Origin of the sequence: Agromyces sp. NPDC052230 (genome assembly GCF_040679595.1) — a bacterium.
Classification (GTDB): Bacteria; Actinomycetota; Actinomycetes; order Actinomycetales; family Microbacteriaceae; genus Agromyces.
Map to the genome: position 1 here is coordinate 905,720 of NZ_JBFAVC010000001.1, position 13,865 is coordinate 919,584.

At 69.5% G+C, this 13,865-nt stretch carries 17 protein-coding genes; 8 read left to right on the forward strand and 9 right to left on the reverse strand.

The genetic code is table 11. The features are described from left to right. The first annotated feature begins 1 nt into the window (after nt 1). The 3 genes from AB0K73_RS04475 (at nt 2) to AB0K73_RS04485 (ending at nt 2,007) form a co-directional block, all read left to right on the forward strand. Entirely contained in the window at nt 2-688 is a 687-nt protein-coding gene (locus AB0K73_RS04475; RefSeq protein ID WP_360510400.1) for a dihydrofolate reductase family protein, read from the forward strand. A gap of 87 nt (nt 689-775) precedes the next feature. After that, nucleotides 776-1,462, forward strand: coding sequence for a hypothetical protein (locus tag AB0K73_RS04480; RefSeq protein ID WP_360510399.1), 687 nt, complete (start codon nt 776-778; stop codon nt 1,460-1,462). Continuing rightward, the gene (locus AB0K73_RS04485) at nt 1,459-2,007 is read left to right on the forward strand and encodes a hypothetical protein (protein WP_360510398.1); all 549 of its coding nucleotides are present in this window, start codon (nt 1,459-1,461) and stop codon (nt 2,005-2,007) included. The genes AB0K73_RS04480 and AB0K73_RS04485 overlap by 4 nt, the downstream gene beginning before the upstream one ends. A 404-nt stretch (nt 2,008-2,411) precedes the next feature. On the opposite strand, the gene AB0K73_RS04490 is transcribed toward AB0K73_RS04485, so the two are convergent. Next, on the reverse strand, nt 2,412-3,818 hold the full coding sequence (locus AB0K73_RS04490) for a hypothetical protein (protein ID WP_364774889.1): 1,407 nt from the start codon (nt 3,816-3,818) through the stop codon (nt 2,412-2,414). Nucleotides 3,819-3,887: 69 nt separating this feature from the next. Here AB0K73_RS04490 and AB0K73_RS04495 point away from each other — a divergent pair, with 69 nt between their 5' ends. Beyond that, nucleotides 3,888-4,451 (forward strand): thioesterase family protein, encoded by a 564-nt coding sequence (locus AB0K73_RS04495; RefSeq protein WP_360510396.1) that lies wholly within the window; start codon nt 3,888-3,890, stop codon nt 4,449-4,451. 6 nt (nt 4,452-4,457) lie between these two features. Here the strand turns inward: AB0K73_RS04495 and AB0K73_RS04500 are convergent, their stop codons facing one another. Both AB0K73_RS04500 and AB0K73_RS04505 read right to left on the reverse strand, forming a co-directional pair. After that, complete coding sequence (locus AB0K73_RS04500; protein WP_360510395.1) at nt 4,458-5,567, reverse strand: AI-2E family transporter; 1,110 nt, start codon at nt 5,565-5,567, stop codon at nt 4,458-4,460. 61 nt (nt 5,568-5,628) lie between these two features. Further along, entirely contained in the window at nt 5,629-6,153 is a 525-nt protein-coding gene (locus tag AB0K73_RS04505; RefSeq protein WP_360510394.1) for a PadR family transcriptional regulator, read from the reverse strand. Between the two features lie 85 nt (nt 6,154-6,238). Between AB0K73_RS04505 and AB0K73_RS04510 the strand changes: the two genes are divergently transcribed. Continuing rightward, on the forward strand, nt 6,239-7,381 hold the full coding sequence (locus AB0K73_RS04510; RefSeq protein ID WP_360510393.1) for a serine hydrolase domain-containing protein: 1,143 nt from the start codon (nt 6,239-6,241) through the stop codon (nt 7,379-7,381). A gap of 54 nt (nt 7,382-7,435) precedes the next feature. Here AB0K73_RS04510 and AB0K73_RS04515 read toward each other — a convergent pair whose 3' ends face one another. Continuing rightward, nucleotides 7,436-7,948: an SRPBCC domain-containing protein gene (locus tag AB0K73_RS04515; protein WP_360510392.1), complete on the reverse strand. Its 513-nt coding sequence runs from the start codon at nt 7,946-7,948 to the stop codon at nt 7,436-7,438. Nucleotides 7,949-8,050: 102 nt separating this feature from the next. Between AB0K73_RS04515 and AB0K73_RS04520 the strand changes: the two genes are divergently transcribed. Beyond that, the gene (locus AB0K73_RS04520) at nt 8,051-8,401 is read left to right on the forward strand and encodes a hypothetical protein (RefSeq protein WP_360510391.1); all 351 of its coding nucleotides are present in this window, start codon (nt 8,051-8,053) and stop codon (nt 8,399-8,401) included. 76 nt (nt 8,402-8,477) lie between these two features. Next, nucleotides 8,478-8,837: a DoxX family protein gene (locus AB0K73_RS04525; RefSeq protein WP_360510390.1), complete on the forward strand. Its 360-nt coding sequence runs from the start codon at nt 8,478-8,480 to the stop codon at nt 8,835-8,837. 27 nt (nt 8,838-8,864) lie between these two features. On the opposite strand, the gene AB0K73_RS04530 is transcribed toward AB0K73_RS04525, so the two are convergent. From AB0K73_RS04530 to AB0K73_RS04545, 4 genes are all read right to left on the reverse strand, one after another. Continuing rightward, a complete protein-coding gene (locus tag AB0K73_RS04530) occupies nt 8,865-9,464 on the reverse strand; it encodes a TetR/AcrR family transcriptional regulator (RefSeq protein WP_360510389.1) in 600 nt (199 codons plus the stop codon). A 25-nt stretch (nt 9,465-9,489) separates the two neighbouring features. Next, the gene (locus tag AB0K73_RS04535; RefSeq protein WP_360510388.1) at nt 9,490-11,178 is read right to left on the reverse strand and encodes an NAD(P)/FAD-dependent oxidoreductase; all 1,689 of its coding nucleotides are present in this window, start codon (nt 11,176-11,178) and stop codon (nt 9,490-9,492) included. Between the two features lie 66 nt (nt 11,179-11,244). Next, the gene (locus AB0K73_RS04540; protein WP_360510387.1) at nt 11,245-11,649 is read right to left on the reverse strand and encodes a hypothetical protein; all 405 of its coding nucleotides are present in this window, start codon (nt 11,647-11,649) and stop codon (nt 11,245-11,247) included. Then, nucleotides 11,646-12,341 carry an NAD(P)H-binding protein gene (locus tag AB0K73_RS04545; RefSeq protein ID WP_360510386.1) on the reverse strand — a complete coding sequence of 232 codons (696 nt, stop codon included), beginning with the start codon at nt 12,339-12,341 and terminating at the stop codon, nt 11,646-11,648. Before AB0K73_RS04545 ends, AB0K73_RS04540 begins: the two co-directional genes overlap by 4 nt. A gap of 85 nt (nt 12,342-12,426) precedes the next feature. Between AB0K73_RS04545 and AB0K73_RS04550 the strand changes: the two genes are divergently transcribed. Then, nucleotides 12,427-12,993 carry a PadR family transcriptional regulator gene (locus tag AB0K73_RS04550; RefSeq protein ID WP_360510385.1) on the forward strand — a complete coding sequence of 189 codons (567 nt, stop codon included), beginning with the start codon at nt 12,427-12,429 and terminating at the stop codon, nt 12,991-12,993. Between the two features lie 64 nt (nt 12,994-13,057). Here AB0K73_RS04550 and AB0K73_RS04555 read toward each other — a convergent pair whose 3' ends face one another. Then, on the reverse strand, nt 13,058-13,855 hold the full coding sequence (locus AB0K73_RS04555; RefSeq protein ID WP_360510384.1) for an ABC transporter permease: 798 nt from the start codon (nt 13,853-13,855) through the stop codon (nt 13,058-13,060). Between the last annotated feature and the right edge of the window lie 10 nt (nt 13,856-13,865).

The window sequence follows — 13,865 nt, forward strand, 5'->3', positions numbered from 1 at the left end:
CATGCCGCAGGTGTTCCTCGAGATGACGATGACGGTCGACGGATTCGTCACCGCGCCGGGCATGAGCCGCGAGCATCCGTTCGGCGTCGGCGGGGAACGCGTGCACGAGTGGATCCTTCGCCCCTTCGGGCCGGACTCCGCGCCCACGGGCATCATCCCCGAGCAGGCCACCGGCACCGTCGCGACTCCGGAGCAGGTGGATCGCCTCGTCGCCGCCGGCGTCCTCAACCGCACGGGCGCGTTCGTCATCGGTCGCCGCACGTTCGAGGCGGGGGAGCACCTGTGGGGCGATCGGACGGTGTTCGGCCTGCGTCCGTGCTTCGTGGTCACCGACCTGGCGCGCGACCCGATCGTGCGCGGGCGTTCGCGCTTCGAGTTCGTGACGCAGGGCGTTGGCGAGGCCGTCCGCCGCGCGGGCCTGGTCGCGAGCGCCGCAACGGTCACGGTGATCGGGAACGCGTCGATCGCGCGCGAGGCGCTGCTCGGCGATCTCGTCGACGAGTTGCGGCTCCACCTCGTTCCGGTGCTGCTCGGCGCGGGCGACCGGCTGTTCCCCGAGGTGCAGAGCCCTCCGGTCGAGCTCGAGCTGCTGCACGTCGAACGCGGCGCGCGGGCCACGCACCTGCGCTATCGCGTCATCCGGCAGCACCGGCCCGGCGGCGGCGTTCGCGCAACCGCACCATCCTGATCGCGCCGACTCGTCACGTCACCGCGTCCGGTCGGGCACTGCATCGATCGATGCGCGCGCCGACATGCGGCCCTATGCTTGCTCCCCGTGGGCATACCGCAACCGACCGAGCAGCAGGCCGTGCCGAAGCGGCGATTCCGCTGGGTCCGCGCGGCGGCCGACCGCTTGCCGACGAAGTGGATCGCAGGAATCGGGACCGGTGTGTTCCTGGCGGCGGCGGCCGCATTCGGCGGGCTCGAGACCGTGGAGGCCGCGAGCCTGCCCCGCCTTGATGCCGGCGAGGAACATCGCAACGAGCAACTGGCGGTAACCGTGCAACGCGCCGTGCTCATCGATGCGCTGCCCGAGGCCGGTGTGACGGTCGAGCCCGGCGAGCGGGTGCTCGCGCTGATCGTCGACGCCGAGAACCTCTGGGACGAACCGTTGCCCACGACCCGCGGCTACAGCCTGTCGTCCACGGTCGCGCTCGCCGATCATCCGGAGGCGGAACCCGGGGCGGTCGCCCGCTACGACGACATGACGGCGAACCCGTGGTTGCAGCCCGGGGTGCCCGCGACGATCGTGCTCGCCTGGGCGGTGCCCGCCGACCGTCACGCTGCCGGCGACGACGTGCGCGTGGTGCTGAACGACGAGACGCTCTTCACCGGCACCGCGGTGATCAGCGGGCGGTACTGGGACGACCCGAGGCCCGCCGCCGTGGTGACCGTCGACATCACGGACGTCGGCGCGGGCGTCGACGCCGCAGAGCCGGATCCCGGGACGGTCGACGAATGACGCGATGGGTCGCGGCGGTCGGAGGCGCGGCACTCGTCATCGCCGCGTGGGGCGTCGCGTTGGTGACGCCCGACGACGCGGCCGCCGAGCAGCCGTTCGTCGTGCCCGTCGAGGTCGGCGACGCCGGCGAAGGGCGCAACCTGGCCGTGACCATCACCGGCGTTCGAGCGGCGGATGCGGCGACGATCGACGGCTGGGTCGCGACCGGCCCGTGGCTCATCGTCGACCTCGAGGCGGCGGCGGTCGAGAGCGAATCGGGCGCGCTGCTCTCGCACGCCACGCTCTCGATCGACGGCCGCACGTTCCGAGCGAGCGAGCGGCCGCCCGACTCGCTGTTCCGCTCCGCGCTCTCGGTCGGCGTGCCGAGATCGGGCAGCATCGCGTTCGAACTGCCCGAAGCCGCGCTGGGCGATGACGTCGCCGTGCTGAGCCTCGGGCTCAGCGAGGATCCGAGGCTCGACTCCGTGATCGAACTGCACCTCGAACCACGTCGCCTCGATCGCGTCGAGGAAGCCGAGTTGGTGTCGAGCGGATGGGCGCGATGACGATGGACGCCGTCAGAGGCCGCCGCAGGTGGTGGCGGCGCAACGCCCTCCCGCTCGCAGGAGTCGCGGTGCTGCTCCCGGCGACGTTCGGCGTGATCGGCTGGAACGAATGGAACGACTACTTCTCAGGGAAGCCGACACAACCGGTCGTGGCACCGGCGGGGGCCTCTGTCGAGTTCGAGGGCGCCGTCTGGGGACCCGCCGAGAAGGCCGTCGTCGACCCCGGTGCGGAGCTCGACGTTCCCGCGGGTTCGCAGGTGGTTCTGGTCGCGGTGCCGGTCGATCCGGGAGCGGATGTCGCGAGCTGCCTCCCGCCGACCCTGCGCGAGATCACGGGAGCCCGCCGCGAATGGCAGCCCGTCAGCTTCGAGATCGGGTGGGCGCCGTCGTCCGAGCAGTTCGGCTCATGCGCCGGGACCGGGACCGACCCCTTCACGATCACCGTCGCGTTCCTCGTCCCGCTCGACGCCACCGGGCCGTTCGCCGTCGAGCTCGTCTCGCCCGAGGCGCTTCCCAGGTTCACCCGGTTGCTCGTCGAGCCCTGACGAGTCGGGAACGGATGTCGGAACCAATCGCGCGAGGGTCGCGTCGTAGGCGCTGGCGACGAGCGTCACGCGCAGCGGCTCGACGATGAGTGGCACGAGCAGCAGGACCACCGTGTCGGCGACCGTCCAGAATGCGTAGAAGTCCTGCGGGCCGATGAGGCGGGTGATCCAGAAGCGGAGCATCTGCTCGAACCCGAGCACGATCGTGTACAGGAGGACGTACCCGCCGACCAGCACCGGGCCGGCCCGCCACATCAGCACCACGGCGCGGCCGATGGGGCGGAAACGCGAGGCGAGTTCCCACCACAGGTCGCCGAGCCGTCGTCGCAGCGCCTCGGGCAGGCTCGAGAACCGTCCGCGGGCTCGGTCGACGAGCGCACCCCCGAGGCGCGGCGCCTGGGGTGCGACCGCCTGCCCGTAGACGACGCCGGCGATGGTGAGCCAGGCGAGCGGCAGCAGGATGATGCCTCCGGCCTCGCCCAGCAGCCACTCGACCCCCTCCCAGACCCACGCGATGGGCTCCACCTGGGTTGTCACCCACGTCCGGATGTCGGCGAGCCAGACCATCGCCTGCCGCGACTGCACCCATTCCGACACCCAGCCCAACGCCTGCGAGATGAGGATCACGGTGAGGAAGACCCAGATCGCCTCGAGATAGACCGCTCCGATGGCCGACCACTTGGGCAGCCGATCGCGGTACCGGTTCCATGCCCAGCGGCCGACGAAGGCGACCACGATGAGTGCGATGGTGGCGGGCTCGAACACGAGTTGGTCGAGGGTGCCCTCGGTGGAGACGGCTTCACCCGAGAGCATCGAACCGAAGATGATCCCCTGCTGCACCTCGAGCCCTCGCGCCAGATAGGCGAACCAGTCGTCGCGAAGGTAGCCCCAAGCCGCGTAGAAGGCGAAGAACGGCAGGATGCCGCCGAGCACCGCGTCGACGAAGGCGCGTCGGCGGGCGAGGGCGTCGCGTGGAAGTACCGCGATGGTGCCGAGCCGGGCCATGCCGTCGCGCAGTACGAGGAACATCGCCACGAAGCTGACGAGGCGGGCGAGGATGGCAAGGGGCAGGAGCAGCTGGCCGCCGAGGGCCGAGAACGCGCCGACGAACCCGGCCAGCTCGATGACGAGGTACCGGACGAGGATGCCGGCGAGGAACCACGCGAGCAGCGCGGGCCAGTGCGCCAGCAGCAGTCGGCCGGTCATCGAGATCACGGTGAGCACGAGACCACGGTAGTGGTTGCGCACAACGGCTCGGGGCGGCATCCGCTCGCCGATTGTGCCCAGCGCGCAACGATGGAAGACCGACACGATTCGGGCATACAGTCGTGGGTTATGCACATGTTGTTCCGCACGTTGCTGCACCTGCTCTTCCTCTCACGTCGCCGCCCCGACCTCGGGTATCGGGATGTCGCGCGCACCAGGTTCGTCACCCTGCCGACCGACCTCGACATCAACCGGCACATGAACAACGGCGTGTACTTCTCGATCATGGATGTCGCGCGCTTCGACATGCTGGTGCGCAACGGGGTGTGGAAGATGATGCTCGACAAAGGCTGGTACCCGGTCGTCGCGAGCGAGACCATCACGTTCCGAAAGTCGCTCAGCCTCTGGGACCGCTTCACGATCGAGTCGCGACTCGTCGGCCACGATGACAAGGCCGTCTACATGGAGCAGCGCTTCGTGCGCCCCGGCCCCGAGGGCCGGCCCGAGATCTATGCGACGGGGTTCATCCGTGCGCGCTTCCTTCGTCGTGCGGGTGGCACCGTGCCGATGTCCGAGATCGTCGAGGCGCTCGGCGTGACCGATGCGCACGGCATTCCCGACTGGCTCGAGCGATGGGGCACGGATGTCGCGCTGCCCGCGACGCGTGCGGAGGCGCCGTCGGTCTGGCAGTGAGCGGGGCTACGACCGCGCCTTCAGCGGCACGACGACCTCTTTGATGATCAGCAGGATACCGGCTGCGACCGGGATCGCGACGAGCGCGCCGGGCAGGCCCGCGAGCGTGCCACCCGCGAGCGCGGCGATGAGCACGATCGAGCCCGGCACCTGCACGGCCCGGCTCATCACCTTGGGCGTGAACACATAGGCCTCGACCTGCATGTACACGAGCATCGCGATGAAGACGATGAGCGCCGCGAGCGGCGACACGAACAGCGCGATGACCGTCATGAAGACGGTCGTCAGCACCGTTCCGATGAGCGGGATGAGCGTGATGAAGAACGCCGCCACCGAGATGACGAGCGCGAACGGCACCCCGACGAGTGACAGCAGGATGAGGCTGTACAGGGCGTTGAGGAACGCGAGCACGACCATGCCGCTGAGGTATCTGCCGACGTTCTGCATGATGCGCTCGGCGTAGTCGACGACGCGCGCGCGGTGCGACGCCGCGACGAGGCTGTAGACGGCGGCCTTCGACGAGTCGAGCGTCGCGGTGAAGTAGATGGTCAGGATGAAGATGAAGAACCCGCTCGAGATGCCGCCGACGATCGCGACGCCGATGTTCAGCGCCCCACCGCCGATGGTCGCCCAGAAGTTCGGGTCGCTGATGGTCTCGGTGATCCACGCGTAGACGGTGCCGAGGACCCCACCGGTTCCCGAGACCGCGTCCTGGAACCACTCCTGGGTCTGCAGCTCCTCGTACATCGAGGGCAGGGACCGGATGAAGGCCGCCGACTGCGTGATGACGAGCGGGAGCACCAGCCACAGGAGGCCCGCGATCACGAGGACGAACAGGATGATCACCGTCAGGATCGCGAGTCCCCGCCGCATGCCGCGTCGCTCGAGCCAGCGCACGAGCGGATCGAGTCCGAGGGTGATGAAGATCGCGGCGAACACCGAGAACACGACGCTCGACAGGCTCACCATCGCCGACGCGAGCGCGAGCGCCAGGAGCACGCCGAGCGTCGCGACGAACGCCCACACGAACGGGCGGTTCGCCATCAGGTTCACGTACCGTTCGCGGCGCCTCGCGCCCGTCTCGGCCGCGCGAGCTCGGCGCTCGATGCTCTTCACGGCGTCAGTCTAGGGGTGCGGATGCCGCGCGCCGGGGAGTCGGATCGGTAGCGCGTCGCGGTCAGGCGCGGTCGGCGAGGTCGCCGAACCACGTGAGCGCGTGGCGTCCGGCGGCGATCCCGTAGGCCAGGGTCGCGCGCTGGTACGCCACGAGGTCGCGATACTCTGCGGGCACATCCATCGCCTCGACGCGCTCGTCGAGGGCCATGAGCTCAGCCAGGTCGGCCGCGGCACGCTCCTGGATACGCCGCAGCACGGGGGCGCGATGCTCGGTGTCGAGCAGCCCCAGGAAGAACAGCCGGGGAAGCGCCGCCGCCTCCAGGTCCGCCCCGCTGAGTTCACCGGTCATCCATCGGTGGAACTCCTGCCCGCCGGCCCCTGTACAGCGATAGACCTTCCTGCCCCGCCCTCCCGGTTCGATGCTCGCCACCTCGATCAGTCCCTTGTCGAGCAGAGTGTCGAGGGCTCGCTTGATGCTGCCTGAGCTGGCGCTGTAGAACAGGGCCACACCAGCTTCGAAGCTCTTGATGAGGTCGTACAGGCTCTTCGGGGCGATCAGAAGCAAGCCCAGGATCACGTGTGCCACGACCCGAGTCTACCCGGTTGTGTCTCCTAGACATGTCTAGTAGACATGTCTAGGAGATATATAGTGACGAAAAGGACTCTCCCCGATGAGCTCACCACAGCGCACCTTCCTCGCGTCCGGCAATAACGTTGCCGCTGACGTCGATGCCGGCCTGACTGCCCTCGTGCAGCGGCTGAGCTCCCGGCCCGGTCTGCATCACGCCAGCCTCGCGCTGGCCAGCGGCGATGGCCAGCACCACTGGGCGGGCGGTTCCGGGCCGGCGGATGCCGGTGAGCCCGAGATCCGTCCCGAAACGCCCTTCTTCACCGCCTCGATCACCAAGCGTTTCATCATCACCCTCGTCCTGCAGGCTCACGAGCGTGGTGAACTCGACCTGGACGCCCCCATCGCGACCTATCTGCCCGCGTCCGTCGTCACCGGACTGCACGTCCGAGGCGGAGTGGACCGGACGCCGGCGATCACGCTGCGACACCTGGCCAGCCACACCTCGGGACTGCCGGACTTCTTCGAACGACGCCGTGGCGGACCCAGCCTGTATCGACAACTGCGTACCGGGCACGACACGTCCTGGAACTTCGAGGACGTCATCGAAATCACCCGCGAGCAGCAGCGCCCGCACTTCGATCCCCAAGACCTCGCCGCGGGAACGCAGAAGGCACGCTACTCCGACACGGGCTTTCAGTTGCTGATCCGGACCCTCGAGACCGTCACGTCCACCCGGTTCGCCGAGCTGTTGGCCGAGCGGATCACCCGCCCTCTCGGCCTCGCGCGCACCTGGCATCCCGCTGCCGAACCGGCCGAGCCGAACCTCGCGGCACCCCTGCCGCTCCACGCCAGGCATCGACGAACGGACGTGGCAGGGGTCATCCGATCGAGCAACGATCTGTTCAGCACCACCGGGGATCTGCTCGCCTTCGAGCGGGCGCTCGCGGCCGGGAAGCCCTTCCGGGATGCCGACACGCGGTTGTTGCTGACCGAGCGCCGCAACCGGCTGCGCAACGCCCCGGTTCTGCGTTACGGGCTGGGCACCATGATCTTTCGCGTCAACCGACTCATCTCGCCGCTGGCTGGACCCGTGTCCCTCGTGGGCCACTCCGGATCGACCGGTACCTGGCTGTTCACGTGTCCGGAACTCGATCTGCACTTGGCCGGCACGGTCGACCAAACGCAGGCCCAAAGCATCCCGTTTCGCATCATGGCAACGTGTCTGCGACTCTGGACTCGCTGAACGAACATCGGGCAGCCGGTTGGCGGCGGACCGACGGCAGCCGGACCGAGCCCGTCAGCTGCGGGCCGCGTCGGGAACGTGCAACTGCCGGTAGTGGTCGGAGAAGGCCGGGTAGTACTGCTCCCATTCGGGCATCGTGCGGCCCGCGTGGGCGGCGACGAGCCGGTCGAGGTAGTAGTCCCAGCCGGGGCCCATGCTCGGGGCATCCGCTGCGCTCTGCAGTCGGCTTCCGAAGGTGAGCGTGGTCATGCCGCCGCCCTCGACGAGATGGCAGTAGACGCGCATCGGCGATGGCCCCTCGCGCGAGTCGGCCATGAACCGGTGCGGCGGCTGGCACTCGAGGATCGAGACGTTCTGCCATTCGGTGCCCTCTTCGAACGACATGCGGAACTTCACCCCGCCGGTCGCGGGGCTGCCCGTGTACGTGCCGATCCAGGCCTGCATGGCCGTGGGATTCGTGAGCGTGTACCAGACCTCTTCGATGGGCGCATGGAACAGGCGGTCGAATTGCAGGTAGAGCCCGTCAGGCTTCAACGTGTAGTGGCCGGTCGGTTTCGCGGTCATCATCGCCCCCTGCTCGTCGTGCTCTCAGGCTAATGCGGCGGCCCGCCTATCTCCACCCGACGGGCCTCACGAGAGTGGCCGCAGAAGTTCCCGGGGAGGACACGCATGGGCACGAGCACTGACACGCATTCCGACGTCATGGATCGCAAGTCCGGCATGTGGGGGGCCCTGGCCGGCCTCATCATCGCCGCGTTGATCGCGGTGCCGCTGTCGGCGGCATTCGCGTTCGCGACGCATCCGAGGTCGCAGCAGCTGTTCGGCGGGCGCCTCGAGGAGGCCTCCACGGGCGGCTACGTCGCGTTCTGGTGGATCGTCACGCTGCTGCTCGCCGCCCTGCCGTTCCTCGTCGGTTTCGGCGTGGCGAAGCTGTCGGTGCGCTCGCTCACGATCGTCGGCGCGGTCATCGCGCTGTTCGTGATCGCCATCGTCGTGCTGGGGCAGATGTTCGTCTTCTGAGCGGCTCGCGTCGGGGTCGGGAGCAGTGGTGGATCGAGGTATCCTTCGGATCCGTACCATACGGTATGGTATGTAAATGTCCATTCTCCCCGATCCCGTATGGCCGGTCATCGCGCTCGCCCTGATCCAACTCGTCGACGGCGCCCTGAGCTGGAGGCCCGTGTCGTTCGTCGCGAAGTGCTTCGACGACGTCGGTTTCCCCCGCGATTGGTGGTGGATCTTCACTCCGATCAAGTTCGCGGCCGTGGCGGGCCTGATCGCGGGGATCTGGATCCCGTACCTCGGCGCCGTGACGTGCGGAGCGCTCGTGCTCTACTTCCTCGTCGCGATCGGCATGCACGTCGCGGCCCGCGACCTCGGCCGGAACCTCTTCCTCAACGCCACCGGGATGCTCGCGATCTGCGTCGCCACCGGGCTCTGGAGCTTCGTGCTCTGAATGCGGCGTACGAGCCCGCGTCGTACCTCACCCGCCGGGCGACCGCGGGACCCGCTCCAGCAGGAGTTCGTAGACATCGCGCAGGTCCCGGGGGGAGATCGGCGGCACGGTCACCGACGCGCCGAGTGACACGAGATACGGCACGAGGGCTGCGGTGCGCGCCGCGGCATCCGTCTCGACGGCCGGCCGCCATATGGCCTGCAGTGCGTCGATGACTGCGGCGTCGATGCGCGCCTGCACCGCCCGAGCGTCGGAATCGGATGCGGCCCACGCCCGCACGGCGAGGTCGAGTTCCGGCGCGCGGATCTTGCCACCCCCGGGGGTCTGCTGGTCGGTGTCATCGCCTTCTTCATCGCCCGAGACGAGGCCGGTGAGCCGGGCGAGCGTCGCGAAGGTGCCCTCGCCCCGCCCGGCGTCGAGGGCCTCGGCGAGCGCGCCCAGGGTGCGTGCTTCGTAATCGGCGAGCAGCGCCGTGCGGTACGCCGCCGCCCCGGCGAAGTGATGGAAGAACGAGCCCTTGGTCAGTCCGAGCCGTGCCGCGAGCCGGTCGATGCGCAAGCCGGCGGAGCCCTCCTCGGCGAGTACCGTCAGCCCTTCATCGAGCCATCGCTGCCTGGTCACGGACATGCCGCAACCATACCGGAAGGTACGGTCAGCCGACGGATGCCTCGAGCACCGCCATCGCGGCATTGTGCCCGCCGATGCCGCTCACGGCCCCGCCGCGCACCGCGCCCGAGCCGCAGAGGAGGATCCGCGGATGCCGCGTCGCCACGCCCCAGCGCTCGGCGGGCGTCGAGAGCGCCGCCTCGCCCTCCGCCCAGGGCCACGACAGCGGCCCGTGGAAGATGTTTCCGCCCGGCATGCGCAGCGCCTCCTCGAGGTCGAGCGTGGTCTTCGTCTCGATGCAGCGGCGGCCCGCGGCATCCGTTGCGATCACGTCCTCGATCGGCTCGGCGAGCACCGAGTTCAGCGACGCGAGCACGGCGGTCTGCAGGCGCTCGCGCAGCTCGTCGTTGCGGAACCGCTCGAGCAGGCGGTGCGGCACGTGCAGCCCGAACACCGTGAGGGTGTGCGCACCGGATGCCGCGAGCTCGGGATCGAGGATCGACGTGTCGCTCAGGGTGTGGCAGTAGATCTCGCACGGCAGCGGTGAGGGGATCTCGCCGCGCGCCGCCGCCCGGTAGGCGACGTCGAGCTGGGTTTCCAGTTCGTTGATGTGGAACGTGCCGGCGAACGCCGCCTCGGGGACGACCTCGGTGTCGCGGAGGCGCGGCAGCCGGGTGAGGAGGAGATTCACCTTCACCTGCGCGCCCTCGGGCGCGGCCAGCTGGCGGAGGCGCTCGCGCACCACAGGAGGAACGTCGGGCACGGTGTCGGGCGAGAACGGCGACTGGTCGCGCGGGGCGACCACGCCGGATCGGGGCCGGGCGGCGGCATCCGCTCGATGTGCCTCGATGAGTCGGTCGAGCACGGCGGGGGCGACGTTCGCGAGCAGCGTGGCGGCGGATGCCTCGTGCTCGGCGTTGTCCAGTCGGTAGCGCACGCGTCCTTCGGGGTCGACGGCGAGCACCTCGGCGCCCGTGACGAGCTCGGCTCCGGCTTCGCGGGCGGCACGGGCGAGCTCGCCCGTCACGGACCCCATGCCGCCGACCGGGACATCCCAGTCGCCCGTGCCGCCGCCGATGACGTGGTAGAGGAAGCAGCGGTTCGCGTCGAGCGCCGGGTCGTCGAGGTCGGTGAACGTGCCGATGAGCCCATCGGTCGCGACCACGCCGCGCACGAGATCGCTCGCGAAGCGTGCGTCGATCGTGCTTCCGAGCGGCTGCTCGACGAACTCGGTCCAGATGCGGTCGTCGCCGACGAGGGCGCGGGCTTCAGCGCGGGTGGGCAGCGGTTCGGTGAGGGTCGGGAACAGCGCCTCCGCGACGCGGGCCGTGTCGGCGTAGAACGCCTGCCACGCGTCGGTGTCGTCGGCCGCGCCGACCCGGGCGAACGCCTCTCGCGCGGATGCGGCATCCGCTTCGACGTCGACGAGGAGGCCACGCTCGGGGTCGCGCGGGTCGGGCGTGTACGACGAGTAGCGGCGCCGCACGAGCTGGACGTCGAGCCCGAGGTCGTCGATGATGCGCTGCGGCAGGAGGCTCACGAGGTACGAGTACCGGCTCAGTCGGGCATCGAAACCCTCGAACGCCTGCGTGGAGACGGCCGCGCCGCCGAGGTGGTCGTCGCGCTCGAGGAGCAGCACGGAGCGTCCGGCAAGGGCGAGGTAGGCGGCGGCGGTGAGGCCGTTGTGGCCGCCGCCGATGATCACGACGTCGTGGGACCTGTGCTGCTCTGGCATCCCTCGAGCCTATTCGAGCGGATGTCGCGGCAGTCGCTTCGGGGCGACGTCAGCTGCCGCGCTCGCTCACCTGCGCCGGCTTCGCCACTGGAACAGCACGGCGAGCGTGGCCGACGCGATCGCCTGGAATGCGAACCATGCGGTGCCGACTCCTGCGGCGCCCTCGCTCATGCGCAGAAACGCGACGATGCTCACGGCGACCCAGGTCGTGTCGTACGCGGCGAGGTAGAGCACGTAGCGGCGTGCCCGGTTCCGTCTCCCGAGGATCTCGGCGATGCCCGACAACGCCACGAGGAGCGCGGTGACGTAGGCGAGCCAGAGCGGTGCGCTGAGCCATTCGGTCATGGGAATCGCGAGCACCGCGTAGGCGCCCGCGAGCGTCAGCTTGAAGCATCCATCGGCGAGGAAACCGATTCGCAACCAACCGGAGTCGCTCGCTTCGACCGATCGCTCGGCTGTCGTCGCGCTCATGCTGCCACCGAGGCGGCGGCGCGGCTGGCCAGCCCGAATGCCCGGCCTGCGGCCCCGGGTCGCTCGGCGATCGCGAGCAGCGCATGCGCGAGGTCGGCCCGGTGCACCACGCCCATCGCGTTCATCTCGAGGCGAAGGTCGTAGGAGCCGCCCATCCGGTCGACGAGGTAACCGGGTCGCACGACCGTCCAGTCGATGCCGTTGCCCGACTCCCGCAACAGCGTCTCCATCGCCTCGAGGTCGGCGTAGATGTGTCGGCCGGCCAAACGCACGCATGGACGTACGGTCAGTCGGAACCAGGCCGGCTCGCCGGCTCCCGACCGCAGAACGGGCGAGGCCGAGACGACGATGAGGCGTCGAATGCCGTTGCGTCGCATCGAGGCGATGACGTTCGTCGTGCCGCGCTCGCAGACGGGCGCCCGGTCGCGGTTCGAGCGTTTCCCGAGAGCGGAGATCACGACGTCTGCGTCAGTGGGCAACTCGAACGCGGAGTCGGCGACGACGTCGGCCTGCATGAGGTGCACGTCGGCCGGCAGTGGTTCACGGTCTGGGCTTCGCACCACCGCGGTGACACGGTGTCCCGCTTCGGAAGCCTGCTCGATCACGAGGCGTCCGGTTCTCCCGGATGCGCCGACAACGACAACGTGCAACTCGTCCTCCGCTTCGGTCAGCTGGCGCCGCGTCCGCGACATCCATTTAGTACAGTTGTACTAGCAAATGGGTCGCCGTCGCAACGTGCGAACGCCGCGCCCGTATCCCGCCGATCGGAGGTTCGACATGACCGCCACGCGACTCCTCATCCTGGGGGCGGTGCGAGAGCGAGGAGTGGCGCACGGGTATCAGGTGCGCCGCGACCTCCAGTCATGGGGCGCGCAGCTCTGGGGCAGCATCCAGCAGGGCTCCATCTACCACGGGCTGAGAAAGCTCCGGGACGATGGCCTGCTCGTCGAGACCGCCGCAGAAGCTGCCGGCGGACCCGCCCGCACGAGCTACTCCGTGACTGAGGCGGGGGAAGTCGCATTTCGCGATCTCCTCGAGACGGCGCTCAGTTCCGAGGAGCCCGACCTCGCCATGACGATCGCTGGAATCGGGTTCATGACCGAGCTCACTCGGGAGCGCGCGATCGAACTTCTTCATGCTCGCGTCGACGCGTACGTGGAGTGGCGTTCGCGGGTCGTCGGTGAGTACGAGCGTCACAGCGACGAGGATTGGCAGCACCACGCGGAGGCGATCAAGCTCTGGGCGTATACCGCTGACAGCGCCCTCGCATGGACGAACGCGCTGATCGACCGGCTCGAAGCCGGTGCCTACACGATGGCCGGGGAGGGTGCGCCTCGTCCGTGAGCCTGGCGAGCGCAGGCGAGGGGCGAGCGGATGCGGCATCCGCTCGCCCCTCGACGGAGGTCGGTCAGTTCGCGCGGCGCATCGCCCGCACGCCGACGAACACCCCCACCGCGCACGTCGCGACCGCGGCGATGGCGCCGCCGACCACGTCGGGGCTGCCGAGGTCGCCCGCGAGCAGTGCGCGCTCGGCGGCGACGAGGTAGCTCAGCGGGTTCCCGGCCGCGGCGACCTGCATCCAGTCGGGGCCGTCCTCGAGGGGGAGCAGCATGCCCGAGAGGATCATGAGCGGGAACAGCAGCGTCTGGTGCACCATCCAGAACATCCAGTCGCGGTTGCGGCACGAGAGGGCGAGCGTGTAGCTCAGCGCGCCGAAGCCGATGCCGAAGACCGCGAGCACCGCGAGACCGGCGACGAGCCCGGGTGCGTCGAGCCGGAAGCCGAACGGCTCGGCCACGAGCACGACGATCGTGCCCTGGATGGTGAGCGGCACGACCTCCTTGAGCGCACGGCCGACGAGCAGGGCGCTGCGCGACAGCGGGGCGACGAGCGTGCGCTCGTGCGAGCCGGTCTGCATCTCGAAGAGCAGGTTGGCGCCGGTCGAGGCCGTGCCGAACAGCGCGACCATCACGAGGATGCCGGGCACGAACCACTGCAGCGTCCCGGCGACGTCGCCGCCGGCCGCGCCGATGAGCAGCGGGCCGAACAGACCCAGGAAGACGAGCGGCTGCACGAGCGAGAAGATGACGCTGAACGGGTCGCGCACGAGCGGGCGCGACTCGCGCACGAAGACGGTGGCGGTGTCGCGGGCGAACCCGGTGGGGCGGGCGGATGCCGCGGGGCTGGAGGTGGTGGCGGTGGTCATGGTGGTACTC

Coding starts and splice junctions, on each gene's coding strand:
- AB0K73_RS04475 (WP_360510400.1), top strand. CDS start 2: ATGCCGCAGGTGTTCCTCGAGATGACGATGACGGTCGACGGATTCGTC.
- AB0K73_RS04485 (WP_360510398.1), top strand. CDS start 1,459: ATGACGCGATGGGTCGCGGCGGTCGGAGGCGCGGCACTCGTCATCGCC.
- AB0K73_RS04490 (WP_364774889.1), bottom strand. CDS start 3,818: ATGCCGCCCCGAGCCGTTGTGCGCAACCACTACCGTGGTCTCGTGCTC.
- AB0K73_RS04495 (WP_360510396.1), top strand. CDS start 3,888: ATGCACATGTTGTTCCGCACGTTGCTGCACCTGCTCTTCCTCTCACGT.
- AB0K73_RS04510 (WP_360510393.1), top strand. CDS start 6,239: ATGAGCTCACCACAGCGCACCTTCCTCGCGTCCGGCAATAACGTTGCC.
- AB0K73_RS04515 (WP_360510392.1), bottom strand. CDS start 7,948: ATGATGACCGCGAAACCGACCGGCCACTACACGTTGAAGCCTGACGGG.
- AB0K73_RS04520 (WP_360510391.1), top strand. CDS start 8,051: ATGGGCACGAGCACTGACACGCATTCCGACGTCATGGATCGCAAGTCC.
- AB0K73_RS04525 (WP_360510390.1), top strand. CDS start 8,478: ATGTCCATTCTCCCCGATCCCGTATGGCCGGTCATCGCGCTCGCCCTG.
- AB0K73_RS04530 (WP_360510389.1), bottom strand. CDS start 9,464: ATGTCCGTGACCAGGCAGCGATGGCTCGATGAAGGGCTGACGGTACTC.
- AB0K73_RS04535 (WP_360510388.1), bottom strand. CDS start 11,178: ATGCCAGAGCAGCACAGGTCCCACGACGTCGTGATCATCGGCGGCGGC.
- AB0K73_RS04540 (WP_360510387.1), bottom strand. CDS start 11,649: ATGAGCGCGACGACAGCCGAGCGATCGGTCGAAGCGAGCGACTCCGGT.
- AB0K73_RS04545 (WP_360510386.1), bottom strand. CDS start 12,341: ATGTCGCGGACGCGGCGCCAGCTGACCGAAGCGGAGGACGAGTTGCAC.
- AB0K73_RS04550 (WP_360510385.1), top strand. CDS start 12,427: ATGACCGCCACGCGACTCCTCATCCTGGGGGCGGTGCGAGAGCGAGGA.
- AB0K73_RS04555 (WP_360510384.1), bottom strand. CDS start 13,855: ATGACCACCGCCACCACCTCCAGCCCCGCGGCATCCGCCCGCCCCACC.